The sequence below is a fragment of the Flavobacterium sp. TSSA_36 genome (genome assembly GCF_051547165.1).
Lineage (GTDB): Bacteria > Bacteroidota > Bacteroidia > Flavobacteriales > Flavobacteriaceae > Flavobacterium.
The window spans coordinates 113219-132302 of sequence record NZ_JBPTTP010000001.1; the positions used below are offsets into that span (position 1 = coordinate 113219).

Here is a 19084-nt window from a genome sequence, read left to right on the forward strand (position 1 = left end):
GGTTAAACAAATTGCCGATTAAACAGTTAAACAATTACCCAAATCTTCCTGTAATATAATCTTCGGTTTGTTTCTTCTCAGGTTTAGTGAAAATATCTCTAGTTTTACCCATTTCTATCAATTCACCCATATAGAAAAATGCGGTATGATCACTCGTTCTTGCCGCTTGTTGCATATTGTGGGTCACAATAATTATGGTGTACTGCTCTTTCAATTCGTGAACCAATTCTTCAATTTTTGAAGTAGAAATAGGATCAAGCGCACTAGCTGGTTCATCCATCAAAATAATATCTGGGCTCACCGCCAAAGTTCTAGCAATACACAATCGCTGTTGTTGACCACCAGAAAGTCCCAAAGCCGACTCGGTTAAACGATCTTTTAATTCCTCCCAAATTGCCGCCTTTCGCAAGGAAATCTCAACGATTTCGTCCAACTGCGCCTTGTTTTTAATGCCATTAATTTTAGGACCATATGCGACATTTTCATAAACAGACTTCGGAAAAGGATTTGATTTTTGAAAAACCATTCCAATTTTCTTTCTAATATTAACCACATCTACATCCTTATCATAAATATCAACACCTTCCACCAGCATTTCTCCAGTAATTTTAACGCCTGGAATCAAGTCATTCATCCTATTAATACATCTCAAAAAAGTCGATTTTCCACAACCCGAAGGACCGATCAAAGCGGTAACTTTGTTCGAAGGAATTTGCAAAGAAATCCCATTCAACGCTTTCTTCTCCCCATAATACAACGACAAGTCTTCTACCTGTATTTTTATATCTTTCATAATAATCTTTACTTCAAATTTTTAAAATAAGGCATTTAAAATATAAGTTGGGCGTGACCCCATTTGCAAAAGGCTTCCTTCAGCAACCCGTTAGTTTGCGCCTTTCGCAACTGCGGTCGGGCTATACGCAGTACTTCGGTACTTTGCTCCTATCCCAATGCCATTAAGTTAAGAAAAAAGACTCTCGATTTTGTCATTCCGACGAAGGAGGAATCACACAAGCTGTTCACATTATGTGATTCTTCGTTCCTCAGAATGACAAAAAAAACGCTTAACTTAATGACATTGGTTCCTATCCCTCACGCAAAAAACATTACTCTTTCGCCCTTCTTCTAATTCTAGATCTTATCAATACCGCTACTAAATTCAGTGACAACGTCAAAATCAACAAGACCAAAGTCGTAGCAAATTGTATAGGCATCGTTTTCTCCACATCCGAAGATTGCGTAGACATAATATAAATATGATACCCTAAATTCATAAACTGATCACTCAAAGAACCCGGTAGTGATGCTAAGTAGTATGCCGCACCTGTAAACAAAATCGGCGCTACCTCTCCAGCACCACGACTCACAGCCAAAATAGTACCGGTCATAATTCCAGAGACAGAACCTGGCAACACTACATTTTTGATGGTTTCCCATTTCGTAGCGCCCAAAGCCAAACTCGCTTCACGCAATTCTCTTGGGATGGTTTTTAACGCTTCTTCCACCGACACAATGATTACCGGAAGGGTTAATAAAGACATTGTCAAACTCGCCCATAAAATATTAGGTTGTCCCCAACGCAATTGCCCTCCGTTAAAAACGGTATCAGCACCCGTACCTACAAATTGAATAAAAAAGCCCAATCCAAACAACCCAAAAATAATTGAAGGCACCACCGCCAAAGTACGAATGGAAAAACGAACCGCAGCAGCAAATTTTGAATGCTCACTCGCGTACTCTGTCAAATACAAAGCGGTAATGGTTCCAAATGGCACCGCTGCAATCGACATTACAATTACTAAAATAAAAGTTCCAATCAAGGCGGGAAAAATTCCACCTTCGGTCATTCCATTGGTAGGAAAAGAAGAAATAAACTCCCAAGAAAATTTAGATCTTCCCTCATACACTATGATACCTAAAATAATAAATAAAATAGCGATGATTAAAAGAACAGCCAATTGGGTAATCCCAACAACAGCTTTTCCTTTTAAATCTCCTTTTTGGTTACCAGTGCTCAAAAAAGGATGCTGTATTTCGTTTGTAGAAGTCTCCATACTTTATTTTCCTTGAAATTTTTTGATCAATTTTCCTTTTACATAAAACTCTGCAATCGCATTCAACCCAAAAGAGAAAATAAAAAGCAGCGATCCAATAAAAAACAAAACGCTATAATGGGTTTCACCAAATACCGTTTCAGCCATTTCAGAACCAATGGTAGCGGCAAAAGTACGCACACTTTCAAACGGATTCGCCGATAGCAAAGCGGCATTACCCGTCGCCATCAAAGCAATCATAGTTTCACCAAACACACGACCAACACCCAATAATAAGGCTGCGAAAATTCCTGGAGTTGCTGCTGGTAAAGTCACCAAAAAGGCCGTTTGCGATTTACTAGCGCCTAAGGCCAAACTGGCTTCGGTAAACGTTTTTGGAACTGCCGAAAGCGCGTCTTCAGAAATAGTATAGATAATTGGTATAGCGGCCAATGCCATCGCTACACCCCCGACAAATGCATTCAAACGAGAGTCATACCCAAAAACATCTTGAAAAAAAGTTGCCAACACCATCAACGCAAAAAAACCAATCACCACAGACGGAAAAGCGGCTAACATTTCTATAATAGGTTTAATGATTTCTTTTCTTCGCTTGGTGGCAAAACAAGAAGTATAAATTGCCGCCAAAATGGCCAAAGGACCTGCTATCAGCATAGCAATAAGGGTCACTTTTAATGTTCCGACCAATAAAGAAATCAAACCAAAACGTGGATTGTAGGATACGGGCACCCATTCTGCTGAAGCAAACGTACTCCACGTTTTATCAGCCCCTTCTTGATTGGGTTTGGCTAATTTAGTTTCTCCCTGATTTTCAACGGCCAGTTCTTCTATAGGTTCGCCATAAGTTTCTGGCTGTAAATCGGTCGACGCTGCTTCTGTTGGAGACAAATCTTCTAAAGGTGCTCCGTAGGTTTCGGGCGCTAAATCTTCAGTGGCTCCGCCATAGGTTTCGGGTTGTAATGTAGTGGCTTTTACTTCGGTTTTCTCAACTTTTTTAGTTGAACTAAAAAGCGGCAAGGATTCCTTGAAAACAAAAATAAAAATCAAGAAAATAATAGCAATGGATAGAAAAGCTACACTAGAAATTATCTTTTCGGCTAAAAACTCAGACCATCGGAATTGTTTTTTTAGCTGCTCTTTGGTAAACGCGGGGAGATAGGAAGGATCCATATAGTTGCTGTTGCGTTAAAAAAAACTTCCTACAATAATTGAAGGAAGTTTAGCGTTGTGTTTATTTCAAAGGGTAATAGCCAACTTCTAAAATAATATTTTGCCCTTCGGCACTCAAAATCCAATCTATAAATTTTTTGGTGTCACCGGTCGGTTTTTCTTTTAAATACATAAAAAGATATCTTGAGATGGGATAGGTTTTATTTTTAATGGTGGCCTCAGAAGGCAAAATACCCCTACTCTTAGCGTCTTTTTTTACTTTACAATCTTTTACGCCATCTGCATAAGCTGCTCCACCATAACCTATTCCAAACTTGTCTTTTTTTACGGCATTCACAATCGCGGCGGTACCAGGTAAAGTTTGACAACTACGTGCGAAATCTGTTTTTACCACATGATCTTTAAAAAACTCGAAGGTACCCGAACTACTTTCTCTTCCGTACAATTGAATTTTGGCATCTATACCTCCTACTTGTTTCCAATTGGTGATTTCCCCAGAAAAAATAGCCGCTAATTGAGCAATCGTTAATTCATTGACTGGATTCGCATTATTCAAATAAACGGACAATCCATCTTTTGCACAGGCAATTTGAATGCTATTATTGTTGTATTTTGATTTTATTTTCTCGATTTCTTCTTGACTTATTGGCCTACTTGAATTGGCGATCACTGTAGACCCATTGATTAAAGCAGCAATACCTACTCCGGATCCACCTCCTGTTACTTGAATGTAAATCCCAGGGTTTTTCTTCATGAAGACTTCGGCCCACTTTTGTGACAAAATCACCATTGTATCAGATCCTTTTATGGTGATCCGTTTAGGAATAGAAAATGAGCATGAAAACAATATCACAATAAGTAACAAAGCAATTCTTCTAAAATGCGTCTTATACATTGGTAGCAATAAATTTAAATTTTTCACAAAAATAAAGCAAAATCCAACAACACTTGTTACATTACTTGCATTCTACAAACATCGAATTGACAAAAATTCACCTTCTATTAAAATAAAACCTCCTAAAATCCTCACTATAAACCCAATAACTAAAACAAAAAAAACTCCTCGAAATACGGTCCAGAATTCATTTGAAAAATTCGTTCACAAGTGTAATGCTAAGTACCAGAGGACGATCCATAATTCCCATTCAAAAGGTCATTTTACTACTACGACTTCTGAAAAATACTGCCGATTATGTAACAAAATCTTCTATACTTCAAGTTCTTTATCGGTTTCAAGTATCGGTTTCGGCTTCGCTTTTTCTAAGGTAAATGAAAATTCAGAACCAATACCATATTCACTTTCAACATAAATTTTTTCTTTATGAGCCTCAACAATATGTTTAACGATAGAAAGTCCAAGACCAGAGCCGCCTTCAGATCTTGACCCGCTTTTATTGACGCGATAAAAACGTTCAAATAATCTAGGGATGTTTTGATTTTCAATCCCTTCGCCATTATCTGTTATTCGAATTAAGATTTTTTTACTGGTCAAGTTGACTATGGCTACTTCGGTTGTACCCCCTTCTTTTCCATATTTTATCGAATTTACAATTAAATTTTCTACGATTTGTTGGATTCTGTCTTTATCTCCATAAACATAAACAGGTTGAATGTGATAATTCTCAAAAGAAAGCGAAATTTTCTTTTTATCTGCCTTCATTTCAAGCAAATCAAACACATTTTGGATGACTTCAACGATATCAAAATTTGAAAACTCTAAATTCAAATCTCCCGATTCTAATTTGGTAATCATGTCCAAATCTTCCACAATATAAATCAAGCGCTCCACTCCTTTTTCAGCTCTTTTGATATATTTTTTTCGAACAGATTTATCATCAATCGCTCCATCCAAGAGGGTTGACAAATACCCTTGTACCGTAAATAGGGGCGTCTTCAGTTCATGAGAAACATTCCCTAAAAATTCTCGGCGATAGACTTCACGCACTTGCAACATTTCAATTTCTAACTTCTTGTCTGTGGCAAACTTTTTTACTTCCCGCGTCAAGGTCTCCATATCGGTTGTGATGGGTTGATTCATAAAAGAGCTTGATTCTAACAAAGCCACATCGTCGTATATTTTCTTTACTCTTCTATAAATGAAGCGTTCTACTCGGTATTGAATGACCAAAAAAGAAAAAGCATAAGTGCCTACAAATGCCAGTAATGCGTATGAAAAAATGAGTGTTGACCCCGGCTTAAAAAAAGCTTGAAGCAATGTAATAGAAGCCATCGCAACAAAAATACTAATATACAATGCTGACTTTATTGCAAATTTATAAGTCTTTTTAAAATTGATTTTTACCATATTTTTTTATTCTAAATCAATAGTTTTATGTTTAATTATGAGTAGTCTAGTTCACTACTAGAAATACAAAAATCACAAAAAACAACCAATTATCCAGTTATTATTTGTGATTTTATCAGATGTTAAGAAATGTAAGCGAAATTTATGTATTACACTTCAAATTTATATCCCACTCCTTTTATCGTTTTAAAGAAATCATCTCCGATTTTTTCTCTTAATTTACGGATATGAACATCAATAGTTCTTCCTCCTACTACTACTTCGTTGCCCCAGACTTTATCTAAAATTTCATCCCTTTTGAAAACTTTTCCTGGCTTGGAAGCTAACAAATAGAACAATTCAAATTCTTTTCTTGGTAGCGCAATTTCGATATTATCCTTGATTATCTTGTATTCTTCACGATTAATTTCGATACCCCCTACATTCAATGTTTCGCTGTTTTGCTCTTTTTCTTTCAATCTTCGCAACAAAGCTTTTACTTTACTTACCAGCAATTTGGGTTTGATGGGCTTGGTGATGTAGTCATCTGCACCTGCATCAAAACCAGCGACTTGAGAATAATCTTCACTTCTAGCCGTTAAAAAAGTAATGATAACATGGCTTAATTCTGGAATTTTACGAATATTTTCACAAGCTTCCATTCCGTCCATTTCAGGCATCATCACATCCATGATAATTAAATCTGGGATTTCCTTTTTAGCTTTGGCCACCGCTTCCTTACCATTACTAGCTGTTACAATTTGATAGCCTTCCTGGGAAAGATTGTAACCTACAATTTCTAAAATATCCGGCTCATCATCAACTAATAAAATCTTAGTGCTTCTTTTTTTCATAAAAAATGATACAAAATCTATTAAAAACAAATCAAATTTAGGCTTTTATAACTACAAAAACATAAAACGATGGTAAATGTAGCCATAAAGAAATCATTTTTGAAAACGGTTTTTAAGGACTTAACTTTAATTTAACTTGTTAACATTTATGTAATAGTAATAAAACACAATGTTAATATACCAATAACATCGACTTTACCACTAGGGTACTATTTTTGCCCCAACAAACAAAGACAACACAATGAAATTAAAATTTTTGATCCTATTCTTATTTTTAAGTACACTTGGATTTTCACAAAGCAAAGGAACTATTACTGGTATTTTGTCTGATAAAGATGCCAATAATCAACCCTTACCATTTGCTAATGTAATTTTGAAAGGAACCAAAATTGGCGTAAACACCGATATAGATGGAAAATACTCTATTAGTGTATCTCCAGGTAGTTACATTTTACAATTCAGTTTCGTAGGTTATGAAAACCTAGAAGTTGCCGTAAATGTTAAAGCAAATGAAACCTTAACCATCAATAAAGCAATTGGATCTGGGAGCTACAAATTACAAGACGTAGTAATAAAAGCGACAGCTCCTAACCGAGAAAAAGAAACCGCTTTGCTACTAGAGCAAAAAAATGCAGTAGTGATCAAGCAAAGTATCGGTGCACAAGAAATGGCTCGTAAAGGAGTGAGTGATGTTGAAGAAGGATTAACCAAAATTACTGGGATTTCTAAAGTAGGTTCAAGAGGACTTTTCGTTAGAGGATTAGAAGACCGTTACAACAACCTATTGATTAACGATTTAGCTGCACCTACAAACAATCCATTCAAAAAAATCATCCCTCTTGATTTATTCCCAACGGATATCGTTAGTGTAATAGACGTATACAAAACGTTCAATCCGAATTTATATGGGGATTTCGCAGGTGGAACTTTTAATATTGGGACCTCTAAAGGAAACAAAAGTATCACAAAAATAAGCATTGGTACTGGCTACACTACCAACAACAATTTACGTAATTTCCTTATTTCTAAAGATGCAGACGGATCAAAAGGCTTTTTTGGCTTAACAGGAAAAGACAGAGCGCTACCCAACTTTTTAGGAGGAGTGCCCGCAAGTTATACTTTTACACCACAACAATCTTTAGAGTCATTCAAAAGTGGGTTTGATGTAACTGAATCAAAAAGCCCATTAAACATGAGCATCGGATTACTTCACTCAGAAAAATTCAACTGGAATGATGGTTCAAAATTTTCATACCTATTATCTATAAATAGCGACAACAGCTATACTTACAGAAACGGTATCGAAAGAAATTTCATAAACAATCAATCAGGTTTTGTTTACAGAAACGATTTTATCAATACTGAATACCGCTACAAAACAGCTACTTCTTCTTTATTAGGTTTAAATTATGCTTCAGATAGACTTAATTTGACTTGGAATAATTTTTACATCAGAACCACTGAAAACCTTATCAAAGATCAATTTGGTTTCGCCGATTTAACAACTAACAACAATAAAACGCTGATAAGAACAAATCAGTTAGATCAATCCAATTATTTTAACTCACAGTTATTAGGAGAATATGCTTTAACAAAAGACAAAAATCAAACAATTAAAGCAGGCGGCTCTTTTGCCAAAACATCCTACCAACAACCGGACAGAAAATTCTTTTCCGGAACACTTACAGGAGAAAGTCTTTTAACTTCCATTGCAGGTAACAACTTCATCAAACAATATTTAGACATCAATAGTGACATCTATTTATCCGGCTTAATGGAATATAATTTGAAATTTGGTAAAGAAGAAAAACAAAACAAATTGAGCATTGGCTATAATGGTAGTGCTTCTTTAATGCAATCCTCTTATCGATTTATAGCTCCGGTAAACAACTTTGCACCAAACAGCTTTAACGTAACGCTAAATAGTTTAGACGCTACTTTAAACAACTACTTGGAACAAAACGCCTTTGCCTTCAGAGAAAGTTCTAATGCAACTTACAAAGCAAAATTAAGAGACTTATCTAATGCAGGATATGCAAATGTTTTACTTAAATTCGGGGAAAAATGGGAAGTTAATGGAGGTCTTAGAGGAGAATATACACTAAGAGAAACCAAATACAGATTACAAGGTTCATTCCAAGATCCATTTGAAATAGTTACTAAAAACAAACTATACATTTTACCGTCTTTAAACGTAAAATACGGGGTAACCGAAAATGCTAATTTGCGTTTTACAGGAAGCAAAACATATACAAGACCTGTAATAATGGAAGCTTACCCTATAGAATATGTTAATCCAGACGGAACATCAACAAGAGGAAATCCATTTTTGGTAAACAGTGACAATTTAAACTATGATGCTAAATTTGAATTATTCCCAACAGCCAAAGAAATGGTAGCTGTAGGTATTTTTGGTAAAAATTTACAAAATCCAATAGAAAGAACTTTTATTGCTAATGCGGCTAACTCAACCATTACCACTTACCTTAATTCTGAAAAAGCAAATATCTACGGTGTCGAATTAGAATTCTTAATGGACGGGGCTAGAGTAAACGAAACCTTAAAAGATTTTTCTTTTGGTTTTAACACCTCATTAATGACCACAAAAGTAACGGTGAGTCCCGTTACTGTGAATCCTGACGGAAGCGTAATCAACTCTATCGAAACTCATAAAACAAGAGACCTTCAAGGGGCTTCAAAATGGTTAATTAACTCTGACTTGAAATATCAATTTTCATTTAATGAAAAATGGGAAAATACTTTATCTCTTGTATACTCCGTTTTTGGTAAAAGAATTTATGCTGTTGGTACTGGAGGTTTAGATCACATTTACGAATTACCCGTTCAGCAATTGGATTTTGTTTGGGGAAGTAAATTAAACGATCATTTTGATGTGAAATTTGTAGCCAACAATTTATTCAATCCTTTGATCAAATTTGAACAAGGAACAGACGGAACTTCTCCTATAGCAGAACCTTCAAATCTTATTTCAAGCTACAAAAGAGGTGTGGGCTTTTCTTTAAACTTAAGCTACACTTTTTAAGAAAAAAAATAATACCAAAAACTAAAACCGGTTCCTACCGGTTTTTTTTGTACCCACCCACTTTAAATATAGTATTTAGAACCCAAAAAACGCAAAATATGCTAAGTTTTTTTTAGCCCAACAGCGCTACTTAATGTTAGTATAAAATTCAAAAATACAAACCCTAAACCCTTTAAAACCCTAGGTACTTTACAATAATTTTACCATTAAGTATACAATTAGTAACTCTATTTTAATACTAGCATAACTTCAAAATAGAACAGTCCGTATACATTTGTAATATAAAATTTAACAAACAAACCAATGAAAAAATTACTTTTAAGTTTAGCAATTATCGCTTCAACTTTTACCGCTTGTACTAGTAGTGATGACAACACCACTGTTACACCTGTTACTGGAGAAATTACAGGAAAAATTACTGCAAACAAAACATTCCCTCTAGGGACTTATACATTAAAAGGAATTGTAAAAATCGAAAGTGGAGTTACTGTAACTTTCGATGCTGGTTCAACGATTACAGCTGACAAAACCACTGGTGATAATGCCTTAGTAGTACTTAACGGAGGAAAATTAATCATAAACGGAACTGCTAGTCAACCAGTAGTTTTCACTGAAAAATCTCAAGTTCCTGGATCTTGGGCCGGTATCATCATGTATGGTGATGCTCCAATCAAAGCAATTGGAGGCGTAACATCATCAACTTCTGAAGACGGAAATGCATTACCTTACGGCGGAACAAACGCAGATCACGATGGTGGTTCATTAAAATATGTAAGAGTAGAATATGCTGGAGCAAAATTAGCTGACGGTACCAAAGAAAACAATGCATTTACTTTTTACTCTGTTGGAGCAAAAACAGTTCTTGATCACCTTGTAGCTTACAAAGGTGCTGATGACGGATATGAATTTTTTGGAGGAACTGTTAGTATGACCAATGCTATTTCTTACGGTAACTTTGATGATGCTTTTGACTGGCAAGATGGATGGCAAGGTAAAAACAATTCTAACTGGTATGCTTATCAAACTGTTAAAGGAAACTTCGGAATGGAAATTGAGTGTTCAAATAACAACAATGCATTTTGGCCTAAAATCACAAACATCACTTTAAAAAGAGAAGCTGGATGTACACCTGAGGTAGCTGGAGATGTTCAAGTTGATGCTTTCCAATTCAAAAAAGAAGGAAACGGAGAATACAGCAACATCATCATCGACGGATACGGTGATTATACTGAAGGAGCTACCATCTATAAAGGAGCTGCTGTAAAAATTCAAGATGCAACTACTAACACGAACCAAGTTAATGGAGGTAGAATAATTTTAACTAATGTTAAAATGTCAAACACTTCACAAACTACTCCTGTAGGAGCCACAGCTGCCATTGTAGTAAGCTTCCCTGCTGCTAATTTTGTACCAAGCGCTACGGCTACTGGAGCATCATTAACTACTGGAGCTTGGTCAACAGTAAATGGAGTGAATTTAATCAAATAATTTCAGGTTACTTTCTTTGTATGTCAAAAAATGTCTTTCAACTTTGAAAGGCATTTTTTTTTATTTTATATCTATTAAATTTTTATCTTTACTGTAAAATCAAAGCTGATGGTAAAAAACTACTTTTATATTATTCTTTTATTGGGCCTGTTTTTTTCCGTGAGCGTTTCAGCTCAAGAAGCTAAACAACAACCAAAACTACAAGACAATACTTCCATTGAAGGGTTGAGTTTGTACCCAAATCCTGTAAGTAATGGTAAAGTATACATTTCAACCAAAGAAGATTTAGAAAAAGAAATCACCATTTTTGATGTTTTAGGAAAAAAAGTGTTGCAAATCCAATTAAGCTCCAGAGAACTCAATGTCTCATCGCTTTCACCAGGTGTTTATATCATAAAAATCAATGAAAATCAAGCCACAGCCACACGAAAATTAATCATTAGGTAATCCTAAAATAAAGTACACTAAAGCTCCAATTCAGTTGGGGCTTTTTTTATTCCATCTTCAGAGCATTCGCTTTTAAAAATATCCACCACGAATTTCAAGAAAGTGGAAAAACTTTGACCGCAGCTTGGCTAACTTTTTTTTACCGCTGATTCACTGATTTTCAATGATTAAATAAGTGTTAGATAGAATTAAAATGTGTTTTAATGACACTGATTATGACTTTTGCTGGAATTCGTGACATTCAATTTTAGTTGCGATGACAATTAGTGTCAATTGGTGTAATTGGTGGCTAATTTTTTTTTAAAGTGAATGCCCTGTTCCATCTTCAATATAAACCAAAAAAAAGAGCAAAAAAGCATACCTTTGCAAAAAAAATACGGCATTGGTCTCAAATTCTGATCTTTTTTCAATTTCCAACCAAAAGCAATTTGAAAAAATCGCTTTAAAAACCTTTCGTTATCAATACGAAAACAACTTGGTGTACCAAGAATTCTGTGATTTATTAAAAACCAATGTTCAAAAGGTAAAAACACTACAACAAATTCCATTTTTACCCATTCAGTTTTTCAAAAGTCATACGGTTGTGAGCAATAATGAAACTCCTCAAGCTATCTTTACGAGCAGCGGAACTACAGGTATGATTACCAGCAAACATTTGGTTACCGATGTAACTCTTTACGAAGAAAGTTATCGTCGAGGTTTCTCTCAGTTTTATGGCAACATAGAGGATTATGTCGTTTTGGCCCTTTTACCTTCTTATTTAGAGCGCGAAGGTTCTTCCTTGATTTACATGGTCGAAGATTTAATTCAGTTATCCAATCAACCCGAAAGCGGTTTTTACCTCAACAATCATGATGAACTGATCGAAAAATTAATCGCATTGGATAACGCAGGACAAAATGTAATTTTGATTGGCGTCACCTATGCTTTGCTGGATTTGATTGAGAAAAGAAAATTCCAACTCCAGAACACCATCATCATGGAAACGGGCGGTATGAAAGGCAAGCGCAAAGAAATGATCCGTGAAGAATTGCACGAACAATTATGCGCTGGTTTTGGTGTTTCTAGTATTCATTCAGAATACGGTATGACCGAATTACTCTCACAGGCGTATTCCCTTGGAGAAGGCGTATTTGAGTGCCCCTCTTGGATGCAAATCCTAATTCGCGACACCGAAGATGCTTTAAGTTATATAACCAACGGAAAGACTGGAGGAATCAACGTAATTGACTTAGCCAATCGTAATTCCTGCTCCTTTATTGCGACTCAAGATTTGGGCAAAAAAAATCCCAACAACTCTTTCGAGGTATTGGGACGTTTTGATCATTCGGATATTCGTGGGTGTAATTTGATGGTGGTGTAAATCTACAATACTAACCCCGTCAAATTACTCGTAAATTTCTTTTCTGTGACCTAAATCAATAACATCAATTAGAAGAATGTTATCAAAAATTTCATAAATCACTCGGTAATTTCCAATGCGAATTCTGCATCCTTTTCTTCCTTTCAATTTCTTATAACCTTGCGGACGAGGGTTATCCGCTAAATCGTAGATTTGTTTTTTGATCGCAGTATAATATGGCTCATTTATTTTTACTAAAGCTTTCAAAACTTTATTTCTAAATTCAATTTTATAAGCCATTGCTTACAGGGCATTCGCATTTAAAAAAAGTTAGCCACAAATTACACCAATTGACACTAATTGTCATCGAATCTGAAATTGAATGTCACGAATTCCAGCAACATTAATAATTCGTGTCATTAAAACACATTTTAATTCGTGATTCATTAGTGAATTCGTGGTGGATATTTTTAAAAGCGAATGCCCTGCATTACTTAGCTAATTTTCGCTTTTCTTCAATAATTTTAAAAGCATCATCGATAGAAATACGAAAGCCATCATCCTCTCTTTTTGCTTCGTCATAAAGACGTACATCCTCTAACTCTTCCAATCTTTCAATCAATTTATTGTACTTTTTTATAGACAACAAAACGGCAGTTTTATTTCCCTTTTCGTCAGTCAAAAATTGAGTTTCCATGGCTATGTTATTTTTAATAAAGTTATAAAATTAAACTACTCTAATCACAAAATAATTCTTCTTACCACTTTGCAACAAGACAAATCGATCATTGATTAAATCGCTGGCCGTCAACACAAAATCTTCTTTTATTTTATCTCTATTTACAGAAATGGAATTGGCCGTCAAGGCTCTTCTTGCTTCTCCATTCGATTTAAAGAAACCTGTTTTTTCATTTAAAACCGTAATGATATCCAAACCGGCTTGCACTTCATTTTTGGCAATTTCTGCCTGAGGCACACCATCAAAAACCTCTAAGAATGTAGCTTCATCTAATTGTTTCAAATCATCGGCTGTTGCATTTCCAAACAAAATTCCAGAAGCTTTTATCGCATTTTCTAAATCTTCCTTAGAATGCACCATAATCGTGATTTCTTCGGCTAATTTCTTTTGTAACAAACGCAAATGCGGCGCTTCTTGATGTTGAATCGTCAATTCCTCAATAGCTTCTTTCGTCAAGAACGTAAATATTTTGATATATTTAGCTGCATCAACATCTGAAGTATTCAACCAATATTGATAGAATTTATAGGGAGAAGTTCTAGCGGCATCCAACCAAATATTCCCTCCTTCGGATTTTCCAAACTTAGTACCATCGGCTTTGGTAATCAACGGGCAAGTTAAAGCATAGGCTTTCCCTCCATCAATTCGGCGAACCAATTCCGTTCCTGTGGTAATATTACCCCATTGATCGCTACCTCCCATTTGTAGGGTACATCCTTTGGCTTTGTATAAATGCAAGAAATCATAACCTTGCACCAATTGGTATGTAAATTCTGTAAAAGACATTCCCTCGGCCGCTTCGGAAGTCAAACGCTTCTTTACGGAATCTTTCGCCATCATATAATTCACCGTAATGTGCTTTCCGATATCGCGAATGAAATCTAGAAACGAAAATTCTTTCATCCAATCGTAATTATTTACCAATTCGGCAGCATTATCATTATTTGAGGTAAAATCTAAGAAACGAGCCAATTGTCCTTTGATCGCTTCTTGATTGTGACGCAAAGTCGCTTCATCTAATAAATTTCTTTCATTTGATTTTCCAGAAGGATCTCCAATCATTCCTGTGGCTCCACCTACTAACGCTAATGGTTTATGCCCAGCTAACTGAAAATGTTTTAACAACATTACGCCCACCAAATGACCAATATGCAATGAATCGGCAGTTGGGTCAATACCCACATATGCCACACGCATTTGCTCCAACAAATGTTCTTCGGTGCCTGGCATAACATCGTGGAGCATCCCTCTCCAAGTCACTTCTTCAATAAAATTTTTCATTTTTTTCAATTTTCACAAAGGTAACAAATTCATTGGCAATGGCAATTTGAAAATTCTAAAGAAATGAAAGACTTTGCACCTTTGCCACAAAAGAGTATCTTTGTCTTTATGATATTAGTCACAGGAGGAACCGGCTTAGTAGGAGCACATTTACTACTTCATTTAATAGAAAATGGCGAAAAAGTTCGTGCCATTTATCGATCCGAGGCGAAACGTTCTCAAACCAAAGCCTTGTTTTCTTATTATGAAAAACCTCTTTTGTATTCACATATTGAGTGGATACAAGCTGATATTTTGGACATTCCAACCCTAGAAATTGCTTTTCAAGACATCCAACAAGTGTATCATTGTGCCGCTTTAATTTCATTTGATCCCAATGAGGAGGAAATTATCCGAAAAACCAACATAGAAGGCACCGCTAATATTGTCAATTTCTGCTTGGCAAAAAAAATCATAAAACTTTGTTTTGTAAGCTCAATTGCTGCCCTAGGAGATTTAGCTGCTCACGAAACTGAAATCACAGAAACCACAGAATGGAATCCTGAAAACTCGCATAGTGATTACGCCATTTCAAAATATGGTGCAGAAATGGAAGTTTGGCGCGGTCAGCAGGAAGGTTTAGAGGTGATTATTGTAAATCCGGGAGTGATTTTAGGGCCTGGTTTTGCGAATCAAGGAAGTGGCACCTTGTTTACGGCCGTTAAAAAAGGACTGCAGTTTCACACCTTAGGCACTACAGGATTCATATCCGTGTTAGACGTTGTAACGATCATGTGTCGTTTAATGAAGAGTGACTGTCACAACGAGCGCTTTACTCTAATTGCAGAAAACATGATTTTTAAAGACATTCTTTTCCAAATTGCGGATGCTTTAAAAGTAAAAAGACCGACACGATATGCCAGTCCTTTACTTACTACTATTGCTTGGAGATTAGATGCTCTTTTAGCGATTTTGCATATCAAAAAAGCTACTTTCAATAGCGCTACTGCTAACGCTTCACATAGCAAAACCTTCTATTCTAATGCTAAAATAAAATCCGTTTTAAACCCAAGTTTTATCAATATTGCAGACTATATTCAAAAAATAGCCACTACTTTTTAAGCTTATTTCACAACCTTCAAAGCATTTGAATGTTTTCTTTTGATAATCCTTTTATGCTTTGCAGCTTGTTGTCGTTTGATGAGTGTATCTAATGTATTGCTTTTGTCTTGCAAACGTTTTTCAACTTCAGCAAACATATTTTTATAATCTTCAATGGAAGCCGCATAAAATTTATTGTTTTCAACAAACTGTAAGCTATCAATTTTATATTTTTTAAAGACAAATTCCTTTGCCCCAACTTTCTCATAATCTGATTTGGAATACATCTGATATTTTGAAGCCTCTAACAGCGCCAAATCATAATAAATAGCAATCATGACCGCACGTTCAATAGGTTTTTTGGGAGGCTTAACCATCGGGGCCTCTTTACAGCCTACAAGAACAGATAGGCCAAGCAAAAAAAACAGTACTTTTTTCATCTTTTATCTTTCAAACAATAAGCGTTTACCGGCTTTTATAGTACTTACTTTATCATTACTATAAACCAGTTCTCCATTTACAAAAGTATGCGAGATTTTAGATTTAAACGTATAGCCTTCAAAAGGAGACCATCCACATTTAGCTAAAACATTTTCTTTGGTAACTGTCCAAGGAGCTGCTGCATCTACCAAAACTAAATCTGCAAAATAGCCTGGTTTAACAAAACCTCTTTTTTCTATTTGAAACAATACGGCTGGATTATGACACATTTTTTGAACTATCTTTTCCAAACTTATTTTACCTTGATGAAAGGCTTCAAAAAGTGCCACAACTGCATGTTGAACCAATGGTCCACCCGATGGCGCTTCAGCATATTTTTTATTTTTTTCGTCTAAGGTATGCGGAGCGTGATCTGTAGCAATAACATCTATTCGGTCATCGTTCAATGCTTCCCAAAGTGCCTCGCGATCCTTGGCTGTTTTAACCGCAGGATTCCATTTGATAAAATTGCCTTTGGTAACATAATCTTCGTCGCTAAACCATAAGTGATGCACGCATACTTCAGCCGTGATTTTTTTCTCTTCTAATGGAATTGCATTAGTAAACAGCTCCATTTCTTTGGCTGTTGAAAGATGAAAAACATGCAATCTAGCGCCTGTTTTTTTGGCCAAAGCAATAGCTCTTGACGACGATATATAACAAGCTTCCTCACTTCGTATCAAATGATGTGCTGTCACAGGAATATCCTCCCCATATTGCGCTTTGAAAATCGCTAAATTATTTTTAATAGTAGCTTCATCTTCACAATGTACGGCGATTAATAAAGGAGTACTTGAAAATATTTTTTCCAAAACGACTTCATTATCTACCAACATATTCCCTGTTGAGGAGCCTAGAAATATTTTAATTCCCGCTACATTTTTAGGATTGGTTTTCAAAACTTCGTCTAAATTATCATTAGTAGCTCCCATCATGAAGGAATAATTCGCAAAGGAAGACGCAGCTGCAATTTGATATTTTTCCTCTAAAATCTCCTGAGTCACCGCATTCGGAATGGTATTAGGCTGTTCGATGAATGAAGTTATTCCACCAGCTACTGCTGCTCTAGATTCCGACTCGATATCACCCTTATGCGTCAGTCCAGGTTCTCTGAAATGCACTTGATCATCAATTGCGCCGGGGATAAGATACTGTCCCCTAGCATCAATTATAGTACAATCCTCATCGGGATGCATCTCGAATGAACCAACTTTAACGATTGTATCCTCTTCGATATAAACATTTCCTTCAAAAATCGAACCTTCATTAACTATTTTAGCATTTTGTATTAGAATTTTGTTCATCTGTATCTGTTTTAAAGTCTTCCAATTAATTGACGTAAACGAAGCGATATTACTCCAAAAACCGCTTCAATAATAATAGAATTACTCATTTTTGAGACCCCCTTAGTTCTATCGGTAAAAATAATAGGAACCTCAGAAATTTCAAATTTATTGCAGTACGTTCGGTATTTCATTTCAATTTGAAAAGCATAGCCTACAAATTTAATTTTATCCAAATTAATACTTTGCAAGACTTCTTTTTTGTAACAAACAAAACCGGCCGTAGCATCATGAATTTTCATTCTGGTAATCCAACGCACATAAACCGAGGCAAAATAAGACATCAAGACGCGACTCAAAGGCCAATTTACCACATTAACACCCGTTACATAGCGTGACCCAATAGCCAAATCAGCTCCACCAAAATGGCACGCATCGTATAACTTTTCTAAATCATTAGGATTGTGCGAAAAATCAGCATCCATTTCAAAAATAAATTCATATTGGTGCGCAAGGGCCCATTGAAATCCGTGAACATACGCCGTTCCTAATCCAGATTTTTCCTTACGTCTTTCTAAAAATAATCTTCCTGGATATTCTTCTTGTAACAAAATCACCTTTTCTGCCGTGTGATCCGGGGAATTATCATCAATAATTAGAACGTGAAAGGCCTTGTGTTGCGTAAGCGTTGCTCTAATGATTTTTTCAACATTCTCAATCTCGTTATAGGTGGGGATTATAACTATACTATCATTCATATTTGTAGCAATTTCACGGCAAAAGTAACCTTTTTAAAACATTTGATTCATATTAAATCGAGAATAAAAAGATTGCAACAAAAAATTAGTAATTTTGTGAACTATGATGGAACCTGTACTGCAACTGAGAATAATTGAAAATAAAGACTGGGCGACCGCGCTATTTGTAGTGTCGCTAGTATTAATTGCTTTGACCAAATCAGTCTTTGAAAATCGGTTTAGCGATTTTACCAAATTAATCTACTCTGATAAATACATCAAATTATATCGCGATAGCAGTCATTTGATGAGTGGATTCACCTTGACACTTTTTGTCGTTCAAATCCTGTCATTTGCCTTTTTTTTGCAACTTTTTTTGAGTTATGATGGTCGCGCTTCCAAATCAGATTGGATGTTGTTTATCCAATTGTTCACTTTTATTACGTATTTCATTTTGTCCAAATTCTTGATTGAGAAGATCATCGCTACCGCCTTCAAAATAGAAGACTTCATGGAGCAATTTAATCTCAAAAAAGTAACCTATCGCACCTATATCGGACTCATTCTTCTCCCTATCGATTTGATTCTGTATTATTTTGATGCCTTTTCAAAAAACATTTTTTTACCCATTTTTACTATCTTATTGATAATTAACACCTTCACTTACCTGCTCACAATAAAAAACTACCAAAATTTAATTATGAGTAAATTGTTTTATTTTATTTTATATCTTTGCGCACTTGAAATAGCACCCTATTATTTTATGTATTATTGGTTTACAAAAGGGAATACTTAGACAACA

General features: G+C 35.5%; 18 protein-coding genes. 6 read left to right on the forward strand and 12 right to left on the reverse strand.

Translation table 11 applies throughout. The features are described 5' to 3' along the window. Window positions 1-34 precede the first annotated feature (34 nt). The 6 genes from pstB to ACSVH7_RS00540 all read right to left on the reverse strand — a co-directional run bounded on the left by pstB (window position 35) and on the right by ACSVH7_RS00540 (window position 6362). Window positions 35-793 (reverse strand): phosphate ABC transporter ATP-binding protein PstB, encoded by a 759-nt coding sequence (pstB, locus tag ACSVH7_RS00515; protein WP_438064744.1) that lies wholly within the window; start codon window positions 791-793, stop codon window positions 35-37. Between the two features lie 313 nt (window positions 794-1106). Next, the gene (gene pstA, locus ACSVH7_RS00520) at window positions 1107-2054 is read right to left on the reverse strand and encodes a phosphate ABC transporter permease PstA (protein WP_438064745.1); all 948 of its coding nucleotides are present in this window, start codon (window positions 2052-2054) and stop codon (window positions 1107-1109) included. Between the two features lie 3 nt (window positions 2055-2057). After that, entirely contained in the window at window positions 2058-3224 is a 1167-nt protein-coding gene (pstC, locus tag ACSVH7_RS00525; RefSeq protein ID WP_438064746.1) for a phosphate ABC transporter permease subunit PstC, read from the reverse strand. A gap of 61 nt (window positions 3225-3285) precedes the next feature. Then, window positions 3286-4119: a phosphate ABC transporter substrate-binding protein gene (locus ACSVH7_RS00530; RefSeq protein WP_438064747.1), complete on the reverse strand. Its 834-nt coding sequence runs from the start codon at window positions 4117-4119 to the stop codon at window positions 3286-3288. A 312-nt stretch (window positions 4120-4431) separates the two neighbouring features. Next, window positions 4432-5529, reverse strand: a complete 1098-nt coding sequence (locus ACSVH7_RS00535; RefSeq protein ID WP_438064748.1) for a sensor histidine kinase — start codon at window positions 5527-5529, stop codon at window positions 4432-4434. A gap of 149 nt (window positions 5530-5678) precedes the next feature. Next, window positions 5679-6362 carry a response regulator transcription factor gene (locus tag ACSVH7_RS00540; RefSeq protein ID WP_438064749.1) on the reverse strand — a complete coding sequence of 228 codons (684 nt, stop codon included), beginning with the start codon at window positions 6360-6362 and terminating at the stop codon, window positions 5679-5681. Between the two features lie 241 nt (window positions 6363-6603). Between ACSVH7_RS00540 and ACSVH7_RS00545 the strand changes: the two genes are divergently transcribed. The 4 genes from ACSVH7_RS00545 (at window position 6604) to ACSVH7_RS00560 (ending at window position 12703) form a co-directional block, all read left to right on the forward strand. Next, complete coding sequence (locus tag ACSVH7_RS00545; protein WP_438064750.1) at window positions 6604-9405, forward strand: TonB-dependent receptor domain-containing protein; 2802 nt, start codon at window positions 6604-6606, stop codon at window positions 9403-9405. Between the two features lie 303 nt (window positions 9406-9708). After that, complete coding sequence (locus tag ACSVH7_RS00550; protein WP_438064751.1) at window positions 9709-10893, forward strand: hypothetical protein; 1185 nt, start codon at window positions 9709-9711, stop codon at window positions 10891-10893. 108 nt (window positions 10894-11001) lie between these two features. Beyond that, the gene (locus tag ACSVH7_RS00555; protein WP_438064752.1) at window positions 11002-11340 is read left to right on the forward strand and encodes a T9SS type A sorting domain-containing protein; all 339 of its coding nucleotides are present in this window, start codon (window positions 11002-11004) and stop codon (window positions 11338-11340) included. Window positions 11341-11722: 382 nt separating this feature from the next. Then, a complete protein-coding gene (locus ACSVH7_RS00560; protein ID WP_438064753.1) occupies window positions 11723-12703 on the forward strand; it encodes an acyl transferase in 981 nt (326 codons plus the stop codon). A gap of 24 nt (window positions 12704-12727) precedes the next feature. On the opposite strand, the gene ACSVH7_RS00565 is transcribed toward ACSVH7_RS00560, so the two are convergent. The 3 genes from ACSVH7_RS00565 to tyrS form a co-directional block, all read right to left on the reverse strand. Next, window positions 12728-12982 carry a type II toxin-antitoxin system RelE family toxin gene (locus tag ACSVH7_RS00565; RefSeq protein WP_438064754.1) on the reverse strand — a complete coding sequence of 85 codons (255 nt, stop codon included), beginning with the start codon at window positions 12980-12982 and terminating at the stop codon, window positions 12728-12730. A gap of 190 nt (window positions 12983-13172) precedes the next feature. Beyond that, a complete protein-coding gene (locus tag ACSVH7_RS00570; protein WP_438064755.1) occupies window positions 13173-13379 on the reverse strand; it encodes a hypothetical protein in 207 nt (68 codons plus the stop codon). A gap of 30 nt (window positions 13380-13409) precedes the next feature. Continuing rightward, window positions 13410-14702, reverse strand: a complete 1293-nt coding sequence (gene tyrS, locus ACSVH7_RS00575) for a tyrosine--tRNA ligase (protein ID WP_438064756.1) — start codon at window positions 14700-14702, stop codon at window positions 13410-13412. A 63-nt stretch (window positions 14703-14765) separates the two neighbouring features. Here tyrS and ACSVH7_RS00580 point away from each other — a divergent pair, with 63 nt between their 5' ends. After that, window positions 14766-15803: an NAD-dependent epimerase/dehydratase family protein gene (locus tag ACSVH7_RS00580; protein ID WP_438064757.1), complete on the forward strand. Its 1038-nt coding sequence runs from the start codon at window positions 14766-14768 to the stop codon at window positions 15801-15803. 2 nt (window positions 15804-15805) lie between these two features. On the opposite strand, the gene ACSVH7_RS00585 is transcribed toward ACSVH7_RS00580, so the two are convergent. Genes ACSVH7_RS00585 through ACSVH7_RS00595 form a run of 3 tightly spaced genes read right to left on the reverse strand, consistent with a single transcriptional unit; the run spans window position 15806 to window position 18303 of the window. Then, window positions 15806-16222, reverse strand: coding sequence for a DUF4296 domain-containing protein (locus ACSVH7_RS00585; RefSeq protein WP_438064758.1), 417 nt, complete (start codon window positions 16220-16222; stop codon window positions 15806-15808). Between the two features lie 3 nt (window positions 16223-16225). Then, complete coding sequence (locus tag ACSVH7_RS00590) at window positions 16226-17566, reverse strand: dihydroorotase (RefSeq protein WP_438064759.1); 1341 nt, start codon at window positions 17564-17566, stop codon at window positions 16226-16228. Window positions 17567-17577: 11 nt separating this feature from the next. Beyond that, complete coding sequence (locus tag ACSVH7_RS00595; RefSeq protein ID WP_438064760.1) at window positions 17578-18303, reverse strand: polyprenol monophosphomannose synthase; 726 nt, start codon at window positions 18301-18303, stop codon at window positions 17578-17580. Window positions 18304-18406: 103 nt separating this feature from the next. On the opposite strand from ACSVH7_RS00595, the gene ACSVH7_RS00600 reads away from it, so the two are divergent. Next, window positions 18407-19078, forward strand: coding sequence for a DUF4271 domain-containing protein (locus ACSVH7_RS00600; protein ID WP_438064761.1), 672 nt, complete (start codon window positions 18407-18409; stop codon window positions 19076-19078). Window positions 19079-19084 lie beyond the last annotated feature (6 nt).

What these genes read in the sequence shown, in the direction of transcription:
- ACSVH7_RS00540 (WP_438064749.1), bottom strand. Translation starts at nt 6,362, where the DNA reads ATGAAAAAAAGAAGCACTAAGATTTTATTAGTTGATGATGAGCCGGAT.
- ACSVH7_RS00570 (WP_438064755.1), bottom strand. Translation starts at nt 13,379, where the DNA reads ATGGAAACTCAATTTTTGACTGACGAAAAGGGAAATAAAACTGCCGTT.
- ACSVH7_RS00600 (WP_438064761.1), top strand. Translation starts at nt 18,407, where the DNA reads ATGATGGAACCTGTACTGCAACTGAGAATAATTGAAAATAAAGACTGG.
- pstA (WP_438064745.1), bottom strand. Translation starts at nt 2,054, where the DNA reads ATGGAGACTTCTACAAACGAAATACAGCATCCTTTTTTGAGCACTGGT.
- ACSVH7_RS00590 (WP_438064759.1), bottom strand. Translation starts at nt 17,566, where the DNA reads ATGAACAAAATTCTAATACAAAATGCTAAAATAGTTAATGAAGGTTCG.
- pstC (WP_438064746.1), bottom strand. Translation starts at nt 3,224, where the DNA reads ATGGATCCTTCCTATCTCCCCGCGTTTACCAAAGAGCAGCTAAAAAAA.
- ACSVH7_RS00565 (WP_438064754.1), bottom strand. Translation starts at nt 12,982, where the DNA reads ATGGCTTATAAAATTGAATTTAGAAATAAAGTTTTGAAAGCTTTAGTA.
- pstB (WP_438064744.1), bottom strand. Translation starts at nt 793, where the DNA reads ATGAAAGATATAAAAATACAGGTAGAAGACTTGTCGTTGTATTATGGG.
- ACSVH7_RS00545 (WP_438064750.1), top strand. Translation starts at nt 6,604, where the DNA reads ATGAAATTAAAATTTTTGATCCTATTCTTATTTTTAAGTACACTTGGA.
- ACSVH7_RS00530 (WP_438064747.1), bottom strand. Translation starts at nt 4,119, where the DNA reads ATGTATAAGACGCATTTTAGAAGAATTGCTTTGTTACTTATTGTGATA.
- ACSVH7_RS00580 (WP_438064757.1), top strand. Translation starts at nt 14,766, where the DNA reads ATGAAAGACTTTGCACCTTTGCCACAAAAGAGTATCTTTGTCTTTATG.
- ACSVH7_RS00555 (WP_438064752.1), top strand. Translation starts at nt 11,002, where the DNA reads ATGGTAAAAAACTACTTTTATATTATTCTTTTATTGGGCCTGTTTTTT.
- ACSVH7_RS00585 (WP_438064758.1), bottom strand. Translation starts at nt 16,222, where the DNA reads ATGAAAAAAGTACTGTTTTTTTTGCTTGGCCTATCTGTTCTTGTAGGC.
- ACSVH7_RS00550 (WP_438064751.1), top strand. Translation starts at nt 9,709, where the DNA reads ATGAAAAAATTACTTTTAAGTTTAGCAATTATCGCTTCAACTTTTACC.
- ACSVH7_RS00595 (WP_438064760.1), bottom strand. Translation starts at nt 18,303, where the DNA reads ATGAATGATAGTATAGTTATAATCCCCACCTATAACGAGATTGAGAAT.
- tyrS (WP_438064756.1), bottom strand. Translation starts at nt 14,702, where the DNA reads ATGAAAAATTTTATTGAAGAAGTGACTTGGAGAGGGATGCTCCACGAT.
- ACSVH7_RS00535 (WP_438064748.1), bottom strand. Translation starts at nt 5,529, where the DNA reads ATGGTAAAAATCAATTTTAAAAAGACTTATAAATTTGCAATAAAGTCA.